This window comes from Dyadobacter fermentans DSM 18053 (assembly GCF_000023125.1).
In the GTDB taxonomy this organism is placed as follows: Bacteria; Bacteroidota; Bacteroidia; order Cytophagales; family Spirosomataceae; genus Dyadobacter; species Dyadobacter fermentans.
Genome location: NC_013037.1, coordinates 1,153,569 through 1,174,669 on the forward strand (window position 1 = coordinate 1,153,569; position 21,101 = coordinate 1,174,669).

Consider the following 21,101-nt stretch of genomic DNA (forward strand, 5'->3'; position numbering starts at 1 on the left):
GGACTATCGCTTGCCTGTTTCCCGGCGCGTAAAAACAGAGCCCGTCGGAATTTGCTCGGCCTGGGCGAACGCGCTTTGATATTTAGCCATAATACCCTTCAATTCCTTAGTTTTGCGCTGAGCTTGAAGACTTTGCGAGAGGCCCACGAGCGACCAGCCATTGGACGGATTAAATACCAGGTCCTGGCGGTACACCTTTTCGGCGCTGGCTGCCTTGCCGGCTTGGAGCAAATAGGCGCCCAGAAACTGGCGGGCGGGAAGCGGCCAGTCTTTGGGTTCGGTGTAAATGAGCTTGTCCTCGCGGTTCACGGCTTCTTCCAGGGCCGCAATGCCGTCCGCTTGTGCATGGCCGGCAAATGCAATGACGCCTTCCAGCACCTTCTCCGCAATACCCGCTATCTCAACCGGGGAGTTGAATGGGACCCGGCGCCTGGCGAGTACTGGGTCTTTAGCTTTTGCTTTCAGCATTTCAAGCCGCACAGCCGCTGAGTCGACGCGGCCGGTGTTGGCAAATGCCACGCCTTTCGCGAAGTCCGAAAGCAGGCTCGCATAGGTCCATTTCGGATCGGGCGTGGTGGTGTCGGTCAGGATTTCCTGCCATTTGCCCATTCGTACCTGCACCATTACCGGCAGCATGTACAGGTATTGGTCGTAGGTGGTTTCGTGGGTGGGGGCTACGCTGCGGCGGCAGCGTTCGGCGTAACGGAGGGCATCGCGGTACATGCCGCCGGTGAGCGCGCAATAGGTTTGCACCGCAAAATAGTGCGACGAATGCTTGTTCAGCGATAGGTTTTTCGCAAGCATGTCGTAGTTCAGCAATGCTTCATCGGCCAGGTTGTTTACTTCCACGCCTCTGGCATACAGCCCGTTGCGCTCGTATTCGTGGCTTGCCATGTGTACCATGTGCGCTACGCCCGGGAGCAGGTCGCGGAGTACTTCCGCGCTCGCGAGGGCCACTTCGGGATGTCGAGAGGCTTCGGTGAGGTGAATGTGGTAGTGCAATGCCGCCGGGTGTTTCGGGTTGATTTTCAATGCTTTCTCACAAAGCGCGACAAGCTCGGGCGTCCAGGGACGCGGCGTACCGTCTTTTTTCCAGAAATCCCAGGCATGCATGAGCATTTGCGAGTCGATATACAGGATTTTGAATTCGTTTTCGCCGGGGTATTCCGCCACCAGCTCTTCGAGCTTGTCGGAATAGGCCTGGTTCAATTCGGGGCGTTTGGCGTCGGTAGGGTCGTCGGAGTAGCGGGCATTCATGGCGTCGATGAGCCGGGCTTCCTTTTGGGTGGCGTGGGCGGCGAGGCTGTTCATGGTGGCCAATGCCTGCGTTACTTCGGCGGGCTTGGTGTAGCTGTGAGCGGCATTGTAATAGGGCCCCATCGCAAGCGCCTGCCCCCAAAACGCCATCGCGTTATTAGGATCGATCCGCGCCGATTCCCTGAACGACGCCAGGGCTTCTTTGAAATGATAACCATAATACATATTCAAACCCTGATCGAAATAAAATTGCGAACTGTCGGAGCTCGTGGATACCTTGTACGAAAAATCGCCCCAGCCCGGAAGCGCCACCACATATTTGCCGTTGAGCATAGGCGCTTCCAGGTTTTGCGACGATGGGCCGCATACCGTAATGGCACCGGAAGTACCCGGAATAGTCTCCGTGCGCGGTCCCGGACGGTCCGGACTGATAATGCCCGTCAGCAACGACAGGGCAGTAATTGGGATGATAGTCTTCATGCGAATTTTGAGGTACAATCCCAATATAGTGATTAAATTGCCTCGATTCCTCGGAAATATGGTTAAATTGTATGGAGTAATGGTAGTGGCAGACCGGGGTTTATGTCGACGTTTATGATCAATCGTTATGGAAATTGTGCAGCAGGTCATCTGACCGACAAGAGATATGGTTGACAACTTTTTGAGTCAGGTATTCAAATCCTTACCCGCGCCGAGCCTGGTACTTCTGGCGGACGTTCCGAAATTTACGATAGCCGAGGTGAACGACGCTTACCTGGACCTGGTACAGCTCACGCGCGCGGAACTTATAGGAAAGGGTTTTTACGACGCATTCCCTAACAACCCCTATAACCGCGTGCCGCCCTGGAACAACCTGCTCGAAAAGCTGGTTGCCGACGGCCTGCCCAACCAATCGCCGGTTTCGAAATACATACTGCCGCCGCGTGACGGAGAACAGACGGTCGTGAAGTATTTACTCGCGACGAACACACCCGTGCGCAACGAAGCGGGCGAAGTATCCCATATCCTGCGGACCGTAACGGACGTAACCGAAATGACGCTCGCCAGGCACACGCATTCCCCTTTCACCTCCGAGAAATTTTTGGACGAAACCCTGCGGATCGCACGCGTGGGCAGTTGGGAGGTGGATGTGATCAATGAGGTAATCAGCTGGTCGGATGTGGTGAAGGAAATACACGAAGTACCGGCCGACTACCAGCCCGACTTTTTCACGACCATGGACTTCTACCGTCCCGGCGAACACCGCGACGCATTCATGCAGGCCATGCAGGAAACAATTGTCAGCGGCAGGCATTTCGACCTCGAACTGGTCATCAATACCTTCCGGGGTACCGAAAAATGGATTCGTGTGACAGGAAAATCCGAAATCGTAGAAGGCGTTTGCACGCGCATTTACGGGGTAATCCAGGACATTCATGAACAAAAAATGATAAGCCAGGAGCTGCTGCGTTCGCACGGGCAGCTGGAATCGCTCATACAAACCGTGGACGGGATCGTGTGGGAGGCCGATGTGGCCACTTTCGAGTTCAAGTTCGTGAGCGATCAGGTAAGGAATATATTGGGCTACACGCCCGAGCAGTGGCTGAACGACCCGATGTTTTGGGAAAACCACATTTACCCGGAAGACCGCGAACAGGCCGTGCGCTACTGCCACCGCGAAACGCGCGAAATGCGCAACCATGCCTTCGACTACCGGATGCTCAAAGCAGATGGGAGCCTGGTGTGGATCAAAGACGTGGTGTCGGTGATCCGCGAAAATGGCGAGGCGGTGATGCTGAGGGGCATTATGGTCGATATCACGGAGGCCAAGCGGCTCGAAAGCCTCGAACACCTCGAAAAAGTGGTGCTGGAAATGAACTCCGTCAAGCATACGCCGCTGCGGAGTGTACTGGAAAAATATGTCCGAGGGGTGGAAGTATTGTTTCCGCAGTCACTGTGCTCGTTGCAGGCGATTGAGAACAACAGATTGCGCAACCTCGCGTCGCCCTCGCTCCCGGCAGCATACGTGAGCGCACTCGAAGGCCTTGAAATGGGGCCCAATTCGGGTTCCTGCGGCACGGCGGCATTCCTGCGCAGGCCGGTGGTTGTGAGTGATATCGCCACGGACCCGCGGTGGGACAGCTACCGCCACCTGGCCCTGCCGCACCATTTGCTGGCATGCTGGTCGTATCCGGTGGTCCTTGGCGATGAAACAGTGGCCACTTTTGCCGTGTATTACAACCGCATTGCCGAGCCGGGCGAAGACGAGCTGAAAGTGATCGAACGCGTGGCAGCAATATTAAAGGTAATATTCGAAAACAAGCAGAATTCCGAGTTGGTGGAGGACGTGAATGAGCGCTATGAATACGTGAACATGGCTACCAACGATGCGATTTACGACTGGGACCTGCAAACCGACCATATCGAATGGGGCGACGGCTTTTTCCGCGTTTTCGGCGACGAACCGAGCCCGACGCGCTATCCGCTCGCACGTTGGGCCGAACGCGTGCATCCGGCCGACCGCGAGGCGATCTCCGAAAGCCTCGGTATCCAGCTCGCCGACCCGCAGCAGCACAAGTGGAGCGCCGAGTACCGTTTTAGAAAGAACGACGGCGACTATGCGCAGGTGGAAGAAATAGGCTACATCAAGCGCGATTACCTGGGCCGCGCCGTGCGGATGATCGGCGTTTTGCGGGATGTTACCGATCGTTTCAGGTATGTGAGCGAAATTGAAGAGCGCAACCACAAATTACAGGAAATAGCCTGGATGCAATCGCATGTGATACGCGCGCCGCTCGCGAGGCTGATGGGCCTCATTGACCTCATCCGCAACTACCCGCATTCGGATTCGGAACGGAACGAGCTGCTGGATCACGTTCTCACCTCGGCCCATTCGCTCGACGAGATTATCCGCGATATTTCTTCGAAAACCGAGGAAGTTTAGTCGAAACCGAATTTCAAACCGAGCGAAAGACTTACGATGTCGTTCAGTTTGAGGAAGGCTTTGTTTTGCACGTAACTCACGATCATGAGGTCGTAAGTACCGACTTCGTAGTAAAATTCCAGCGACCTTCTGCGGTTGTTAAGCACCACATTTCGCCCGGCTTTACCGCCGATGTAAGCTCCCGGCCGGATGGCGGTAGCCCACCAGTAGTAGCCCGCCGGATAATAGGACGGCCATTTGGTATCAAATTGCGGCCCGAATGTGTAGCTGAGATAAGCACCGATCGAAAACGGCCGGATGTAATAGTTGTTTTTAAGCCCGATCCGCCAGGGCGAATAGGTCGTTTTGAGCGTGGACGTTACCAGCGCATCACCTCCGAATTTTTGCGGTAAAAAACCTAACAGCACATCCGTTTCCAGGGTCTGATTGCGGGAAACAAACCCCGGCCCGCCCGAAAGGAAGCCGATATTGCCGGCAAATTGCAGTTTCAGGTGATCGGGGAGGAACCATTTGCGGCGGGGACGCAGCCCCACGTCCTGCGCCGCGCCATGCAGGCTGAGCAGCAGTAAAAAGGCTAGGAGATAGTTTTTCATGGCTTTCAGAATTCAACCTTCTCAACTTTGTAACCGTCTTTCCAGGTTGACACAACCATGTAACCCCGCGCACCCATGGAAGTGGTGAGGTGGTAACGCACGCCATCGTCGTAAAACTCGCCCTCGTAAAACCGGTGCTGGTGCCCGTACAGGGAGAATTTTACATGAGGATCATCCGCGAGCGCCTGCGTGAAAGGTTTTTCAAGGTTTTTGTCAAAATCCGCATCGAATGGCGGCACGTGGGCTACTACGATGGTGTTTTTCTTCTCGGGATTGTCGGCCAGCTGCGCTTTCAGCCAGGGCACGTCCGGCACCGATCCGTCGAATGCATATTCACGGGAGTTGCTATCGATGAAGATAAACTTGTCGCGCCCGAAAGTGAACGTGTAATTCAGCGGGCCGAACATCCGGCGGTAGGTGGAGGATCCGTTTGCAATGATGTCATGGTTGCCGATTACCGTCAGATAGGGATATTTCAGGCGCGTCATAATTTCGTTCACCCATTTGAATTCCTGTGTGAGGCCGAAATCGGAAATATCCCCCGCGTGGAGCACAAAGGAAATGTCTTTCTGGCGGTTGGCACTTTTGACAAAATCCTCGCATTCGTCGTACCATCGCTGCGAATCGCCCATGAGGATGAAGCGCGTCGTGTCGGAAACGGGCAGCTGGCTTATTCTCGCGATGTTCTTGGCGGTGAGGTTTTTCTCCCGGTCGAGGAGCGTTTCCTCGTTGGGATTGTATTGGAAGAGGCTGTCGCAGGAGGTCAGCGCCAGCGCGGCTGCCAACGCGGCTAATCGTAACGATCTTTTCAATTTTGCTGATGAATTGGTGAATAAGAGCCGTCCTTTTCAGAACCGGCACCTGCTGATAACCCCAAAAAGCGTTGTTTGATTCCTCCCAGGCCATTATATTTCGCCCCGTATCCAGGCATGGTTTTTGCGTGGATACCTATGTTAATTTCATTTAAATCCAATATCATTATGAAAATCAAGAGCATAATGGGGGCACTGGGCCTGGCGGTTATCTCGATGTGCGCATCTGCCCAAGTGGTGTCCAAAGACTCTATCAACATGCTGAAAGACCGGAAGCAAGTGCTGGAAGTGAACAAAAGACTGACAGAACGTAAGCTTGAACTGGCCGAACTGGAAAATCAGGTTCAGGAAAAGACCGACGCGGTAGCCAAAACGGCGGAACAAGCCCGTGAATCGGCGGAGGAAAACCAGAAGGCAGCGGAAAGACTTGGTGAAGACCCGCAGCACAAGAAACATGCACGCAGAGCCAGCAAAAGCGCAGGCTCGGCGCACCGCGATGCCAAACGGGCGCGCAGGGCACAACAAAATCTCGAGAAACTCAATAGAAATATCGAATCGTTAAGAAAGAAAATTGCCGACGATGAATCGAAACTCGCTTCATTGCAAGGTTCCTGATCCGTGTTCATGTTCAGCAATGCATGAATGTGGTATTATCTGATTACGGCGCGTGCCGGCTCTCGACCGGCACGCGCTGTTTCCGGCCGCTTTAAACGTAAAAATATCGTTCAGGGGAGGAGATGGTTGATTTTAAAGATCCCGTAAGTTACTTTTGCCGCCGTGAGACGGCTTTTGCGCAATATCGTTTTGTTTATCGTTATCCTGGACACTACTTCGCTGTCGCAGGTGTACAAGGTGCCATTGCTGCTCAAACATTTCGCGGAACATCAGTCGCTCAACCACGAAATCACCTTCACCGATTTCCTTTCCATGCATTATCTCGGAAAGGACCTCAACGATAATGACGACGATAAGGACATGCAGCTGCCATTCAAGAAGGTAGAAACGCACACGTCGAACTTCATTTTCGTGCCTAATACCCCTGTTTTCAGTTTCAAAAGGGCTTACCTGCCCGTCAAGGCCGAATACGGTCCGGCTGTTCCGCAGATTGCGTACAGCACCGTCCTGGGGTCGCTCTTCCGTCCTCCGCGGGCTTAAATACAACAGATTTTCCGGGGCCTTCCCCGAACATTCCGTGCATGCCAGGGCCTGGCTATGCGCGCATCTGTGTATTTACTTTTTAGACCAATATGCTGAACAGAATCATCAGGTTCTCCGTGGAGAACAAGCTGGTGATCGGGATCTTCATGGTGCTGTGGGTTGCCTTCGGCATTTATGAACTTACCCGGTTGCCCATTGATGCCGTTCCCGACATCACCAATAATCAGGTTCAAATTATTACAACCGCTCCGTCGCTCGGTACCGAAGACGTGGAGCGGCTCATCACATTTCCGATCGAACAGGCCACCGCCAATATCCCCGGCCTCAAAGAAAGCCGGAGCATGTCGCGGTTCGGGCTATCGCTCGTGTCGATCGTTTTCGATGACGATTCGGACATTTACTGGGCACGGCAGCAGGTTACCGAGCGGCTTTCGCAGGTGGAAATGCCCGAAACGGCCGGCAAACCCGAACTCGCGCCCGTCACCACCGGCCTGGGCGAGATTTACCAGTATGTAGTGAAACCTAAAAAGGGTTTTGAAGATAAATACTCCCTCTCCGACTTGCGCACTACGCAGGACTGGCTCATTCGCAGGCAGTTGCTGGGCACGCCGGGCGTTGCGGACGTGTCTACGTTCGGAGGAGAGCTGAAACAATACGAAGTCGCCGTGGAGCCGTCGGGCCTGAAAGCGATGGGGCTCACCATCACCGATGTACTCACGGCGCTCAGCCGCAATAACCAGAACACCGGCGGCGCTTACATTGAAAAGGGCCCGACGGTGCTGTACATCCGCAGCCTCGGACTGGCGGGGTCGATAGACGACATCAACCATATCGTGGTGGCCAACCGCGGCGGCGTGCCGGTGCTGGTGCAGCATGTGGCGCAGGTACGGTTCGCGCCCGCGATCCGTTACGGCGCGCTCACCATGGCCGGGTATGGCGAGGTGGCCGGAGGCATTGTGATGATGCTCAAAGGCGGTAATTCGTCGGACGTGGTAGGCAATGTAAAAGCCAAAATCGCGGAAATCAGCAAAACGCTTCCCGAAGGACTTGAAATAGAGCCGTTCTTGGATCGTACCAAAATGGTGAACAACGCCATCGGTACCGTGGAGCGCAACCTGCTCGAAGGGGCGGTGATCGTCGTGATCGTGCTGGTGCTTTTTTTGGGAAATCTGCGGGCTGGTTTGATCGTCGCTTCGGTCATACCGCTTTCCATGCTTTTCGCCGTGGCGATGATGAACCTTTTCGGCGTGAGCGGCAACCTCATGAGCCTCGGCGCGCTCGATTTCGGGCTGATCGTCGACGGCGCGGTCATCATCGTGGAGGCCATACTGCACCATTTACACGCTCCTGGCGGATATAGGGGCGCCACACGTCTCACTCAGCAGGAAATGGACCGTGAAGTGTCGGGCTCCGCCAGCCGGATGATGAATGCCGCCGTATTTGGTCAGATCATCATCCTCATCGTATACCTACCCATTCTTTCGCTGTCGGGTATCGAAGGGAAAATGTTCAAGCCGATGGCACAAACGGTCGCTTTCGCGATTTTGGGTGCATTTGTATTGTCCCTGACCTACGTGCCGACGGTAAGCGCGCTATTGATCAGCAAGAAGATCAGCCACGCACCCAACTGGTCGGATCGACTGATGGCGCGGATCGAGCGGGCCTATGGCCGCGCACTGGCTTGGACGCTGCGCTTCAAAGTTGCGCTTGTCGCGGGCGCATTTGCATTGTTCGGCGTGGCGGTGCTGCTGTTCTCGAGAATGGGAGGAGAGTTTATCCCGCAGCTGGAAGAAGGCGATTTCGCCACGGAGACGCGCCTGCTCGTGGGCACGAACCTCACCACCACCATCAACGCCATTAACCGCATTTCCGACCGCCTGCAAAAGGACTATTCCGAAGTGGAGAAGATCGTGTCGCGCATCGGCTCCGCCGAAATCCCCACCGATCCGATGCCGATCGAAGGCGGGGATATGATCATTGTTTTGAAAGATAAGTCCGAATGGACGCATGCTAAAAGCTTTCCCGAACTCGCTACCAAAATGGCCGCAACTGCCCAGGAAGTGGTGCCTGGCGTAACCACAGGCTTTCAGTATCCGGTTCAAATGCGTTTCAACGAGCTCATGACCGGCGCCAAGCAGGATGTGGTTTGCAAGATATTCGGGGAAGACCTGGACAAGCTCGCCGCCTATGCCAACCAGCTCGGGCACATTGCCCGCGGCGTAAGCGGCACCGCCGACTGGTATGTGGAAGAGCTAGCGGGAATGCCGCAGATCGTGATCGATTTCAACCGCGCCGAAATAGCCAAGTACGGGCTCAATGTCGATGATCTCAACAAAACCATCAACGCCGCATTTGCAGGCGCGGCCGCGGGGCAGGTCTACGAAGGCGAAAAGCGCTTCGACCTCGTGGTGCGCGTAGGTGCGGAAGGGCGCAAGCGCATAGCCGACGTGCAGAACCTGCTCGTATCCACGCCGGGCGGCGTACAAATCCCGCTCAGCCAGGTGGCGGCCGTGCGTGAGATCGAAGGGCCGAACCAGATCCAGCGTGAAAACACGCGCCGGCGCATTATCGTCGGGTTCAATGTCCGGGGGCGTGATGTCCAATCCATCGTCGAGGAATTACAACGTAAAGTCGATGCCGGTATTAAATTCGAAAGCGGATACGCCATTACCTACGGCGGCGCGTTCGAAAACCTTCAACAGGCCAAGGCACGCCTCGGAATTGCAGTGCCGGTGGCTTTGCTGCTGATTTTCATGATGTTGTACTTTACATTCTCCTCGGTGAAGGACGGGGCGCTGATTTACACGGCCATTCCGCTATCGGCCATCGGCGGCGTATTTGCGCTGGCTTTGCGTGATATGCCGTTCAGCATTTCGGCGGGGGTGGGCTTCATCGCATTGTTTGGCGTGGCGGTGCTGAACGGCATCGTGCTCGTATCCGAATTCAACCGCATCCGCAAGGAAGGGACCATTACCGACATGTTGCAACTTGTGATGACCGGCACGCGCAACCGCCTGCGCCCCGTGCTGATGACCGCCGCCGTGGCGTCGCTCGGCTTCCTCCCGATGGCGATCAGCAACGGCGCCGGTGCCGAGGTGCAGCGCCCCCTCGCGACGGTGGTAATAGGCGGGCTGGTGACGGCTACTTTGCTCACATTGTTTGTATTACCGGCTTTGTATTTGTTGTTTAATCCTAAAAACACCCTGCATGCAGGGCCGCGTGGTGCAACCACTGTAATCGTTGTACTCTTATTGGTAACGCAGGCTGCGCGCGCCCAGCAGCCACGACAGGTAACGCTCGACGAAGCCATACAAAAGGCATTAGCCCACAACCGAACGCTCCAAAGCGGCCGACTGGGCGAGCAGGCCGCCGACAAGCTCCGGCGCAGCGCATTTGACATACCCAAAACCGCGATCAGTGCCGACTACGGGAACTTCAACAGTCCGAACAACGACACCCGCATCGGCATTTCGCAGTCAATCGCATTCCCGACGGTGTATGCCAACCAGCGGAAAGCCCGGGAAGCCGATTACCTTGCGGCGCGCGCGCAAACCCGACTGGCCGAGCAGGAAGTACGAACGGGCGTGCGGCGGCTGTTCTTTGAATATGCGATATTGAAAGAGCGGGAAAAGCTGCTGACGCACGCCGACAGCATTTTTACCGGTTTTGAAAGCAAATCGAACCTCCGTTTCGAGCGAGGTGCTTCCAATGTGCTGGAAAAAACGGCTGCCAGTTCGCAAAAACAGCAGATCGCCAACCAGCTTAATCTCGTGCGGCATGACCTGGACATTCTGGTGGAACGGTTCAATTTCTGGTTGCAGGATTCGCTGACGTATGTGCCTCAGAGGGTCAGCTCGCGCATGCCCGCGTACGCATTGCCCGATACCACCGCAGTCATCGCCGATTTACCGCAGATCGAGCTGAACAGTCGGCTTACGCAATCGGCGTATTTCCGCTACCGTACCGAAAAAGGCAGAATGCTTCCTGAACTATCGGCAGCTTATAATAATCAGAGCCTTCGCGGAACACAGCTGCTGGATGGCCGGGAGATCAATTTAACAGGCAAAGACAGGTTTGGCTATTTGGGTCTGGGGCTGAATTTTCCGTTGTTTTTCAAAGCCCAAACCGCGCAGATCGCTGCGGCGCGCCTCGATTGGCTTCGCGCCCGCAACGAAGCGGAGCTTGCAGAGTACCGGTTGCGTTCGGATTGGAAAACGGCAAGCGGGGAGGTCCGGAAGTTTACCGAAAATCTCCGCTACTACGAGCAACAGGGCCTTCCAAACGCCGAGACGATCCTCGCAGCGGCCGACCGGCAATTCGCGGCCGGTGAGATCGACTACCTTCAATGGGTAATCCTCGCGAGGCAGGCCATTGCCATTAAAAGTGAATATGTGAATGCATTGGCCAGCTACAATGAGGCCGTGATCCAATTACTCCATTTAACTAACCACTGAGCACAATCATGAAACCATACATTGTTCTATGCGCCGCACTTTGGACCTGCCTCTCGTGCAGCACCGGCGGCCAGCAGGCACCCGACGCCGAAGCGGCCAGTACACCCGATTCGGTCATGCGCCGCGTTTCATTCGATCCGGCACAAATCCGCAACGTCGGCATTGAAGTGGGAACGCCCGTTTTAAAAAATATCCCGGGTGTAGTTACGCTTCAAGGCAAAATCGACGTGCCGCCGCAAAGCACGATCAGCCTGAGCTTTCCGCTGGGCGGGTATCTCAAATCCACGACCATGCTGCCGGGAATGCGCGTCAGAAAAGGACAGGTGCTGGCAGAACTGGAAGATATGCAGTTTATCCAACTCCAACAGGATTACCTCACAGCGCGTGAAAAGTTGGAACTGGCCCAAAGCGAATTTGCCCGGCAAGAGGACCTGAATGTGGGCAAAGCGAGCAGCGACAAGGTTTTGCAGCAGGCTAAGGCCGAAATGGAAACGCAGCGGATTCTCATGAACGCCCTGGCGCGCAAGCTGGAAGTGATCGGCATCGCACCCGCCAAACTGAGCGCGGACCATATTTCGAAAACAGTCCCGATTCTTTCGCCGATCGACGGTTTCGTATCGAGGGTGAACGTGAATGTAGGCAAATACACCGCGCCCACGGACATGCTGTTCGAGCTCGTCGACCCGAAAGATATTCATCTTGCATTGCATGTATTCGAAAAGGATTTGCATACATTATCTGTCGGCCAGCGCGTGACGGCCTACACCAATGGTGACCCCTCCCGGAAATTCACAGCCAAAATCATCCTCATTGGAAAAAGCCTCACCGACGACCGTTTGGCGGAAGTACATTGCCATTTTGATCGGTACAGCCCGTCGCTTGTGCCCGGGATGTTTATGAACGGCGAAGTATCCGTGTCCGGCAGCAAAGCCATGTCGGTGCCCGAAGATGCCGTGGTTCGCTGGGAAAACAAATCGTTCGTTTTCGTGGAGCGGGAATCGGGTGAGTTCGAAATGGTGGAAATCGTGCCGGGCGGGATAATGGATGGTTTTCAGCAGATCAGCGCGGCAGGCATCGACGCAGCGTCGAGAGTGGTCATTCGCAATGCTTATTCCCTTTTAATAAAGGCAAAGAATGCCGGTGATGAAGGTTGAGCGTCCGTTAGATAAGAATTTGTAGGACAATAGCTTACGCCGGCATTATATTTTAACGTGCAAAACATTGTACATGTCTTGTACACGTTGAGTAAAGCGAATACACCTCCTGGGGCTTCCCGGGAGGTGTTTTGTTTACAGGCCTGGCAGTTCGTTCGGTAGTGGAACAGGTTTGCCCGTTTTTTTGGAAACCGGCCATTGTGCGCCCCAGGTTTTCAGCTGTCTGGAAAGCAGATTGGCCAATTCTTTCACCTTCAATGGATTGGACGCAGCCACGTCATGTTCTTCGCCAATGTCCGTACGCAGGTTGTACAATTCCAGTTTCGCCTGCCGGTAATCGTAAATCAGCTTCCAGTCGCCCTGGCGGAATGCGCTGGCGTAATGGATATTCGGTCCTTCGGCGGCTATCCAGCGGTTAGGGTGGTGCCATACCAGTCCGCGGCGTTCGTCTTTGAATGCGGGGTTTTTCAGGATGGGCAGGAATGACTTGCCGTCCACTTGCTGAACGGTGCGGGCATTCTTCACGCCAGCTATGTCGAGAATGGTTGGAAAAAAGTCTTCAATAATCACGTATTGCTCCGTTACCGAGCCGGCTTTGGTTACGCCGGGCCACCGCACGAGCATCGGCTCGCGGATGCCGCCTTCGTACACGGAGCCTTTTCCGGCTTTCAAGGGCAGATTATGCGTCCACGCCTTGCCGCCGCGTGCGGGTGAAGTGCTCAGGCCGCCATTGTCGGACATGAAAAGTACCACTGTATTATCGGCTATCTTCTGCTCATCGAGGTATCGGAGCACATCGCCGAGGCTTTTGTCCATTCCTTCCACCAATGCCGCGTATTTGGCTTCGGTGCTGTCCAGGCCGGCTTCGAGGTAGCGGTTCAGGAAGCGTGGATCGGCCGTGAGCGGAATGTGGACGGCGTAATGCGAGAGGTAGAGAAAAAACGGCTTTTTCTCTGCTACCGGCTTAGCGATCGCCTTCAATGCTTCGGTCGTGATGGCGTCGCTCAGGAATGTGTCCGTGCCGTGGTAGGCTTCCAGGCCGGGCACGGCATTGCGGTTAGGCTTGCCGTTCACGGGGCTGTCGTAGTTGGCCTTTCCCGAATAGCTGGCCGGATGTCCAATGGAACTACCCGCGATGTTTATCTCAAATCCAAGATTCACAGGGTCCGAACCCGGCGTGCCGGCAGACCCAAAATGCGCCTTGCCGCTGTGAACGGTGTAGTAGCCGTTTTGCCGCAGTACCTCGGGCAATGCTGTGCCGTGAAAAGTATGCGGAACACCGGCAACGGGACTGAAACCATTGATGTTCCAGTCGACGGCTTCGAGCGCTTTGTCGGCATAATCGGTGTTTTTGTCCTTATCCGGCGACGTCCAGTGCGTCACGCGGTGGTGGGCCGCATTCACGCCGGTGATCAGGCTCACGCGGGTGGGCGTACACACGGGCATGGCGTAGGCATTGGTAAACTTCATGCCTTCGCGCGCAAGCCGTTCCATGTTCGGCGTACGGTAGCGGCGGTTGAAATCGGTCGGCTTATTCCAGAATGGCACCGAGGTATCCTGCCAGCCCATATCGTCGACGAGGAAAACAATGATATTCGGTTTGGATTGCGCGAGCGCGTGGCGCGTGCCGAAGGACACGATCAGCATGACGGCAAAGCAGAGCCATCGGGCTATGGAGATGTTCATCATTAGCGGGTTTGGGAAAAGTGAGTGCGGCAAGATGGGGAAATTTGTTCTACAAAAGAAGTTTATCAGCCTTGAAACGAACTTTTGTAACCCATTCTTTGTGAAACAATAATTTTTAATTTACTTTGTCTATAAAATAAGTAGACTAATAATTCAAACGTAGCCTAGTACTGCTGGAATGATATTTGCAATGTAACCGCATCAACTCCTATTAACTGAACCTTATGGTATTAGAAAAAATATTTCATCTGAGCGTCGGCCGGGAGGCCAAGATCGTCGTAAAAGGGCAGGTGGCCCGCAGCCGCAGCGAAATCGTGATCGATTACGAATTTCTGATCCGCGAAAAACACGACATTGATTTCCGCGAGCCAATCGGCCCGAACCATCCGCAATACTGGAAACTCAAAAAATCCACGCCCGAGCGTTCGCAGCTGCTCCAACTCGAATACAGCGGCATCTCGCGCAAGCAACTCAAAGAAGTAACGCGCGAATTCAAACGCCTCGCCGGTGCGGGCTACACCTTCCGTTACCAAAACGAAATTGAAGAACGCACGAAATATCTGAAAGGTATTCGGGTGAGTGCTATGAACCGGAGGTTGCTCTCCGTGGCGTAGCGCTTCGGCTCTTCTGATCCGGCTAAAACGCCGCACTGCCGACAGGGCTGTGCGGCGTTTTATTTGGATAATACGTATTGAAAGAAATAAAGTATTAAATGGTTTAAAAGTATTTAAAGTGCCTCCGGAGACGCTGAATTGTTTATTTTTACCTCCGCTCATCGGTAGATTTTCGCCATTCCTCCTTTATTTTGGTAAACATCTTGCATTTACTAAACAGTGTTTACTATATTCACATCGTAATTACAAAAGCATGGCGATTAAGGAAAGAAAAGAGCGGGAGAAGCAGGAAATGAGGAATCTGATTATCGAATCGGCGACCAGGATGTTTTTAAAGCAAGGTTACGACAAGACGTCCATTCGTAACATTGCCGAGGATATCGAGTACAGTCCTGCTACGATCTATCTGTATTTCAAGGATAAGGATGAAATTTTTTATGTAATCCACGAGAATGCGTTCGATATCCTGGATAAGCATTTGCGGCAGCACGATGTGATTGCCGACCCGTTTGAAAGGCTCGCGGCGCTGGGCAAAACGTACATTGAATTTGGGCTTTCCAACCCCGACTATTACGATCTGATGTTCATCATGCGCGCGCCGATGGAGCAGATCAAAAACGAGGAAAAGTGGAAAGCCGGCGAGTGCGCGTTCGGATATCTGATCACAACGCTGGCAGCTTGTCTGGAACAGGGCAAGATCCGCCAGGCCGATTTACACGTGACGGCAATCCAGGTGTGGTCGTATGTGCACGGGCTAGTATCGCTCTATGTTCGCGAGCGCATGTGCATTTTGATGCTGCCCGACGACGCCACGCGGCAGATGTTGTACCATTCGTTCGATCTTTTTTTAGCTAATATCAAAACCTAAAAAATTTTGCCGTCAACTAAACACTGTTTATAAAGTAAACATTACTTATTATGATTCGATTTTTGAAACCGATGCCCCGGCATTGGCAGTACCTTCTTGTGCCTTTGCTGAGCCTCGCCGCGCCCGTTCTGGCGCAGGACACACGCCTGCAAGGCTACGTGGATCAGGGCTTGCGGAACAACCAGGGGCTTAAACAACAGCGCTTTATCCTCGAAAGGAACCTCTTCGCGCTCAAAGAAGCTCGCACGTTCTTTTATCCAGAGGTCAATTTCAGCACGTCATACCTCGACTCGCGCGGCGGCCGGAAAATCAGCATCCCGATCGGCGATCTGCTGAACCCGGTGTACAGCTCTCTGAACGAGCTCACTAATTCTTCGGCGTTCCCTAAGGTCGAGAATGTGAGCCAGACGTTTAACCCGCGCAATTATTACGATGCCCGGTTCCGGACTTCATTACCGCTCTACAATGCGGAAATCAACTACAACACCAAAATCCGGAAAGAGCAGATCCATTTGCAGCAGGCGGAGGTGGACGTTTACAGACGCGAGTTAGTGAAGGAGATCAAAGTGGCGTACTATGCCTGCCAGCAGGCAGATGAGGCGATACACATTCTGGAAAACGCTGTTACGCTGGCCCGCGAGAATTTGCGGTTCAACCAGGCGCTCGTCAAGAACGATAAGGCGATAAGGACGGTGATCAGCCGGTCGGAAAACGAATTGATCGGCTTGGAGGCCCGGCTGGTGGACGCGCGTAACCAGTCGGTGAATGCCCGGGCGTATTTCAATTTTTTACTGAACAGCCCTTTGGAAAACACGCTTGAAATCGAGCAACCGGACGAATCGGGTGTGTTGACCGACACGATCGCGGCGGGTAGGAGGGAGGAACTGGCGAAGCTGGAATCGTTGTCGCGGCTCAATGCATTGTCGGGCCAGCTGGCGCGGGCGGGCGCATTGCCAAAACTGTCGACGTTCATTGACCTCGGTTCGCAGGGTGATTTTGTGAGTTTCAACCGCGATACACGATATTATCTTTTCGGTGTAACGCTCGACTGGCGGGTGTTTGCCCACAACCGCACGCAATACAAAGTGAAACAGGCCGAGCTGGAACAAAAAGCGACCGGCGAGCAGATCAGTCAGGTAGAACAACAACTGCAATTGCAGAGCAAAACGGCTGCTAATAGCTTTCAATCGGCGGTGCTCACTTATCGTGCAGCCAAAAGCCAAACCGCACTTTCACAGCAATATTACCAGGACCAGCAAAAGCTCTACCGCGAAGGCCAGCTGCTGTACATTGAACTGCTCGATGCGCAAAACCGGCTCATCGCCGACCAGCTGCAACAAAGTATTTCCTATCTCAACGTCCAGACCCGCGCCGCTGAGTTGGAGCGCGCGAAGGCGAGTTATTTATTCACAAACTGAAAATGAAATGAAAGCTACCACACATCCGATCATATATGCGTACGTACTCGCGGCCGCGCTCTTCACGTCTGCGTGCAAGGAAGAAAAGAAGCCGGAGAAAACCGACGACACCATTCCCGTAAAGATCATCAGCTCGGCGGCATTAACCCAGGCGCAGGCCGTGGAAACATCCGGCCTGCTCGGTTCGGAAAATGAAGCCCGGCTATCGTTCAAAATCGGGGGGATTATCAAAGATATTTTGGTAAAAGAAGGCGACAAGGTGCGGAGAGGGCAGCTTCTGGCATCGCTCAACACCACGGAAATAGCCGCCCAGATGGGTCAGGCCGAAGAGAACTTCCTGAAAGCACAGCGCGATGCACGTCGGGTCCAAAATCTCTACCGCGATAGCGTGGCTACGAAAGAACAGCTCGAAAACACCCAAAGTGCATTGGTACTCGCTGAAAAACAGCTCGATATCGTCAAATTTAACTTGTCGCAAACGAAGATATTCTCCACTGCCGACGGTGTGGTAATGCAGAAATTGCAGAACGCCGGCGAGCAGGTGCAGGGCGGCACGCCGGTGCTGCATGTGAGCAGCACAAGCAGCACCGACTGGGTGGTGAAATGCGGCCTCACCGACAAGGACTGGGCCCGGCTGAAAGGGGGCGAACAAGCGGAAATTACCTTCGACGCCTACCCGCAGACATTTATAGGCCGGGTGAAAACCCTCGCGCAGGTGAGCGACGCGGTTTCGGGGCTATACCAGGTTGAAATTGCGCTGAATAAACCCGCAGCGAGGCTCGCCAGCGGCCTTTTTGCCAAAGTGCACATTTACCCGAAAGAACAAACGAGCATGGTGTCCATCCCCGTGGACGCATTGATCGAAGGCGAGAACGACAGCGCATTCGTGTTTGTGGCGGATGGAAACCGTGCACAGAAAAAGCGCGTGAAAGTGGCATTCCTGGAAGGCGACAAGGCATTTATCCTGGCCGGTATCGGTGCCGGCGCGCGCGTGATCCGCGAAGGATCGGCTTACCTGGCCGAAGGTTCGGCGATTAGAGTAGTTCAGTAACCCATTTCAACCGCATTAACCATGAAATTACCTGAATTTGCAGTCAAGAATTACCAGTTTACGCTGGTGGTCTTCCTGGGTGTGCTGGCGCTGGGACTATATTCATTGTTTACAATGCCGCGAAGCGAGGACCCGGACATCCATCCGCCGCAATTTACCGTGGTAGTGGTGTACCCCGGCGCCAATCCGAAAGACATGGAGCAGCTCGTGGTGGACCCGATGGAAAAGAAGCTCAACGAACTCGACGATATGAAGCACATTATCACCGACATCCGCGACGGCCTCGCGGTAATGCAGATAATGTACAAATACAGCTCCGACCCGGACGATAAATACCAGGAAGTGGTAAGGGAGATCAACGCACTCCGCTCGCAGCTACCCGCCGATATCGCCGACATCCGCATTAACAAACAGATCCCTTCCGACGTAAGCATTTACCAGTACGCGCTCATCAGCGAAAATGCGACGTACGCGCAGATGAAGAAGTATTCCAAAGATTTCAAAGAGCGGCTGGAAAAGATCAAAACCTTGAAAAAGGTAGACTACTCCGGCATTCCCGAGCCTCAGGTGAAAGTGAACCTTAACCTGCAAAAAATCGCGCAGCAGAAACTGACCCAGGACCAGATCGTGGGCGCATTGCAGAGCGAAGGCGTGAATATTCCCGGCGGGAGCATCAGTATGGCTACCAAAAAACTGAACATCAAAACCTCCGGCAGCTACCGCACGCTCGACGAGGTGGCCAACACCGTAGTATCGCGTTCGAATGGCAAAATTGTGTATCTGAAAGACGTAGCCGACGTAAAAATGGGTTATGAGGACGAAACGCACATTACCCGCCTGAACGGCTTCCGTTGCAGCTTCGTGAATGTGAGCCAGAAAGAAGGCGAAAACATCATTGCCGTGCGCGACCAGGTGGAACCCGTGGCGGCCGCATTTGAAAAGGACCTCCCCGCGAACATCGAACTTGTGAAAGTGTTCGATCAGGCCGGCAGTGTGGACACCCGGCTGTCGCATTTCGCACGGGATTTCGCGATTGCCATTCTGCTGGTTTTGCTCACCTTGCTGCCGCTTGGCACGCGGGCGTCGCTGGTGGTGATGATCTCCATTCCGCTTTCCCTCGCCATCGGGCTCACGATGATGAACCTGCTCGGTTTCAACATTAACCAGCTCAGTATTGTGGGGATGATCGTGGCGCTGGGTATCCTGGTGGACGACAGCATTGTGGTTGTCGAGAACATCGAGCGCTACCTCCGCATGGGTTATGGCAAAGTGCAGGCAGCCATTCAAGCGTCGTCGCAGATCGGCCTGGCGGTGGTAGGCTGTACGATCCTGCTCATTTTCGCATTCCTGCCGCTGGTATTTCTGCCCGAGGGAGCGGGTGATTTTATCCGCAGCTTACCGATGTCGGTGATTACCACCGTGTTTGCTTCCATGCTCGTATCGCTCACGGTTGTTCCCTTTCTTTCGAGCGTGATCCTGAAACCGCATGCTTCCGAAGATGGCAACTGGTTGCTCCGCGGTATGAAAAAAGGCATTCACAAAACCTACGGCAGCGTGCTCGACCGCGCATTGCATTGGCCCAAAACCACGCTGGCAATTGCCGGATTGATATTCGCAGGCTCACTCGCATTGGTACCGCTTATCGGCAACAGTCTTTTTCCCAAATCGGAAAAACCCATGTTCCTGATCGACATTGAAACACCACAAGGCACGAATTTGAAGAAAACCAATGAGATAGCCCGCTATGTGGAGGGTGTGTTGAAGCAGGAACCGCTCATTTCATCGTTCGCGACGAACGTGGGCAAGGGTAATCCGCGGGTTTATTATAATGTAGTTCAAAGAAATGAGAGCGAGAATTTTGCCGAAATTTTCGTGCAGGTAGCGGGCCTCGAAACGGAGGAAAAGGTGGCTGTGATCGAAAAACTCCGTAAGAAACTTGAAGGTTACCCCGGTGCGGAAATCAAGGTAAAAGACTTTGAACAAGGCCCGCTGATCGAGGCGCCGCTGGCCTACCGCATTTATGGCGAGGACCTGGACGACCTGCGCAAAACGGCTTTCCGCGTGGCCGACCTGCTCGCCAAAACCGAAGGCACCATTTACGTCAACAACCCGTTGCTCGTGCAACCGACCGACTTACGCATCAATATCAACAAGCAGAAAGCCGGCACGCTCGGGATTTCCTCGGCCGACATCGATCGCACGGTGCGGCTGGGGGCCGCGGGCCTGAATGTGGCCACCTTCCGTGAGGATGTGGGCAAGGCGGATAGCTACAATATCAATGTATCTGTGCCGCGCAATGCCGCTACGCAGGATTACAGCGTGTTTGACAAACTGTATGTCACGTCGGCATCGGGTGCGAGCATTCCCTTGAAAAGCATTGCGACGATCGAAATGGAAAGCTCGCCGAACCAGATCCGGCATTATGACAAAGACCGCTACGTGACTGTTTCGGCATTCGCGAAGCCGGGCTACAATGTTCAAAAAATGAATGAGGGCATCACCGCGAAGCTCAACCAATTCAAGTTCGAGGAAGGTCAGCATTTCAAAGTGGCCGGTGAAAAAGAAAGCCAGGAGGAAAGTTTCGGCGGCCTCGGGCTGATTATCCTGATCACGGTGTTCGGCTTTCTGGGTGTGCTGATATTGGAATTCAAAACATTCAAAAGCATTCTCATTGTGCTGTCGGTGATTCCGCTGGGCATTGTAGGCGGCCTGGCCATGCTGTTCCTGACGGGCGAAACGCTGTCGTTCACCGCCACGATCGGTTTCATTGCGCTGGTGGGTATTGAAGTGAAAAACTCGCTGCTGGTGGTCGATTTTACCAATCAGCTTCGCGAACAGGGCAAGAGCATCGAAGAAGCCATTATCGAAGCGGGCGAAATCCGTTTCGTGCCGATCCTCCTCACTTCCATGACCGCCATCGGTGGCTTGCTGCCGCTGGTGATCGAGTATAGCGCATTGTATTCGCCGCTGGCCCTCGTGCTGATCGGCGGGTTGATCAGCTCTACGCTGCTGTCGCGGCTCGTGACGCCGGTGATGTACAAATTGCTGCCGCCCAAGGTGGAGCCGCAGCAAGTGACACAGGAAGCCGAGCTGGAAGCGGCCTATTGACAGGC

At 54.1% G+C, this 21,101-nt stretch carries 15 protein-coding genes; 10 read left to right on the top strand and 5 right to left on the bottom strand.

From position 1 onward, the window contains the following. Window positions 1-3: 3 nt before the first annotated feature. Window positions 4-1,737: a tetratricopeptide repeat protein gene (locus DFER_RS04870; protein ID WP_015810492.1), complete on the bottom strand. Its 1,734-nt coding sequence runs from the start codon at window positions 1,735-1,737 to the stop codon at window positions 4-6. Window positions 1,738-1,903: 166 nt separating this feature from the next. Here DFER_RS04870 and DFER_RS04875 point away from each other — a divergent pair, with 166 nt between their 5' ends. Then, window positions 1,904-4,180 carry a PAS domain-containing protein gene (locus DFER_RS04875; RefSeq protein WP_015810493.1) on the top strand — a complete coding sequence of 759 codons (2,277 nt, stop codon included), beginning with the start codon at window positions 1,904-1,906 and terminating at the stop codon, window positions 4,178-4,180. Here the strand turns inward: DFER_RS04875 and DFER_RS04880 are convergent. The 3 genes from DFER_RS04880 to DFER_RS30335 are packed head-to-tail and all read right to left on the bottom strand — an operon-like array spanning window position 4,177 to window position 5,752. Next, the gene (locus DFER_RS04880; RefSeq protein ID WP_015810494.1) at window positions 4,177-4,773 is read right to left on the bottom strand and encodes a hypothetical protein; all 597 of its coding nucleotides are present in this window, start codon (window positions 4,771-4,773) and stop codon (window positions 4,177-4,179) included. The genes DFER_RS04875 and DFER_RS04880 overlap by 4 nt on opposite strands. A 5-nt stretch (window positions 4,774-4,778) precedes the next feature. Then, entirely contained in the window at window positions 4,779-5,585 is an 807-nt protein-coding gene (locus DFER_RS04885; RefSeq protein WP_143828670.1) for a metallophosphoesterase family protein, read from the bottom strand. Then, entirely contained in the window at window positions 5,582-5,752 is a 171-nt protein-coding gene (locus DFER_RS30335) for a hypothetical protein (protein ID WP_222837363.1), read from the bottom strand. Before DFER_RS30335 ends, DFER_RS04885 begins: the two co-directional genes overlap by 4 nt. A gap of 1 nt (window position 5,753) precedes the next feature. Between DFER_RS30335 and DFER_RS04890 the strand changes: the two genes are divergently transcribed. The 4 genes from DFER_RS04890 (at window position 5,754) to DFER_RS04905 (ending at window position 12,351) form a co-directional block, all read left to right on the top strand. Beyond that, on the top strand, window positions 5,754-6,200 hold the full coding sequence (locus DFER_RS04890; protein ID WP_229206183.1) for a hypothetical protein: 447 nt from the start codon (window positions 5,754-5,756) through the stop codon (window positions 6,198-6,200). Between the two features lie 162 nt (window positions 6,201-6,362). Further along, complete coding sequence (locus tag DFER_RS04895) at window positions 6,363-6,740, top strand: hypothetical protein (protein WP_041734752.1); 378 nt, start codon at window positions 6,363-6,365, stop codon at window positions 6,738-6,740. Window positions 6,741-6,832: 92 nt separating this feature from the next. Then, window positions 6,833-11,197, top strand: coding sequence for a CusA/CzcA family heavy metal efflux RND transporter (locus DFER_RS04900; RefSeq protein ID WP_015810498.1), 4,365 nt, complete (start codon window positions 6,833-6,835; stop codon window positions 11,195-11,197). 8 nt (window positions 11,198-11,205) lie between these two features. Continuing rightward, window positions 11,206-12,351 (top strand): efflux RND transporter periplasmic adaptor subunit, encoded by a 1,146-nt coding sequence (locus DFER_RS04905; RefSeq protein ID WP_015810499.1) that lies wholly within the window; start codon window positions 11,206-11,208, stop codon window positions 12,349-12,351. 135 nt (window positions 12,352-12,486) lie between these two features. On the opposite strand, the gene DFER_RS04910 is transcribed toward DFER_RS04905, so the two are convergent. Then, window positions 12,487-14,040, bottom strand: coding sequence for a sulfatase (locus DFER_RS04910; protein ID WP_015810500.1), 1,554 nt, complete (start codon window positions 14,038-14,040; stop codon window positions 12,487-12,489). Between the two features lie 221 nt (window positions 14,041-14,261). Between DFER_RS04910 and DFER_RS04915 the strand changes: the two genes are divergently transcribed. The 5 genes from DFER_RS04915 to DFER_RS04935 all read left to right on the top strand — a co-directional run bounded on the left by DFER_RS04915 (window position 14,262) and on the right by DFER_RS04935 (window position 21,096). Next, a complete protein-coding gene (locus DFER_RS04915) occupies window positions 14,262-14,651 on the top strand; it encodes a hypothetical protein (protein ID WP_015810501.1) in 390 nt (129 codons plus the stop codon). A 253-nt stretch (window positions 14,652-14,904) separates the two neighbouring features. Further along, entirely contained in the window at window positions 14,905-15,519 is a 615-nt protein-coding gene (locus DFER_RS04920; protein ID WP_015810502.1) for a TetR/AcrR family transcriptional regulator, read from the top strand. Window positions 15,520-15,569: 50 nt separating this feature from the next. Beyond that, on the top strand, window positions 15,570-16,937 hold the full coding sequence (locus DFER_RS04925) for a TolC family protein (protein ID WP_229206184.1): 1,368 nt from the start codon (window positions 15,570-15,572) through the stop codon (window positions 16,935-16,937). Window positions 16,938-16,944: 7 nt separating this feature from the next. Continuing rightward, window positions 16,945-17,988, top strand: coding sequence for an efflux RND transporter periplasmic adaptor subunit (locus DFER_RS04930; RefSeq protein ID WP_015810504.1), 1,044 nt, complete (start codon window positions 16,945-16,947; stop codon window positions 17,986-17,988). Window positions 17,989-18,009: 21 nt separating this feature from the next. After that, window positions 18,010-21,096, top strand: coding sequence for an efflux RND transporter permease subunit (locus DFER_RS04935; protein WP_015810505.1), 3,087 nt, complete (start codon window positions 18,010-18,012; stop codon window positions 21,094-21,096). Window positions 21,097-21,101 lie beyond the last annotated feature (5 nt).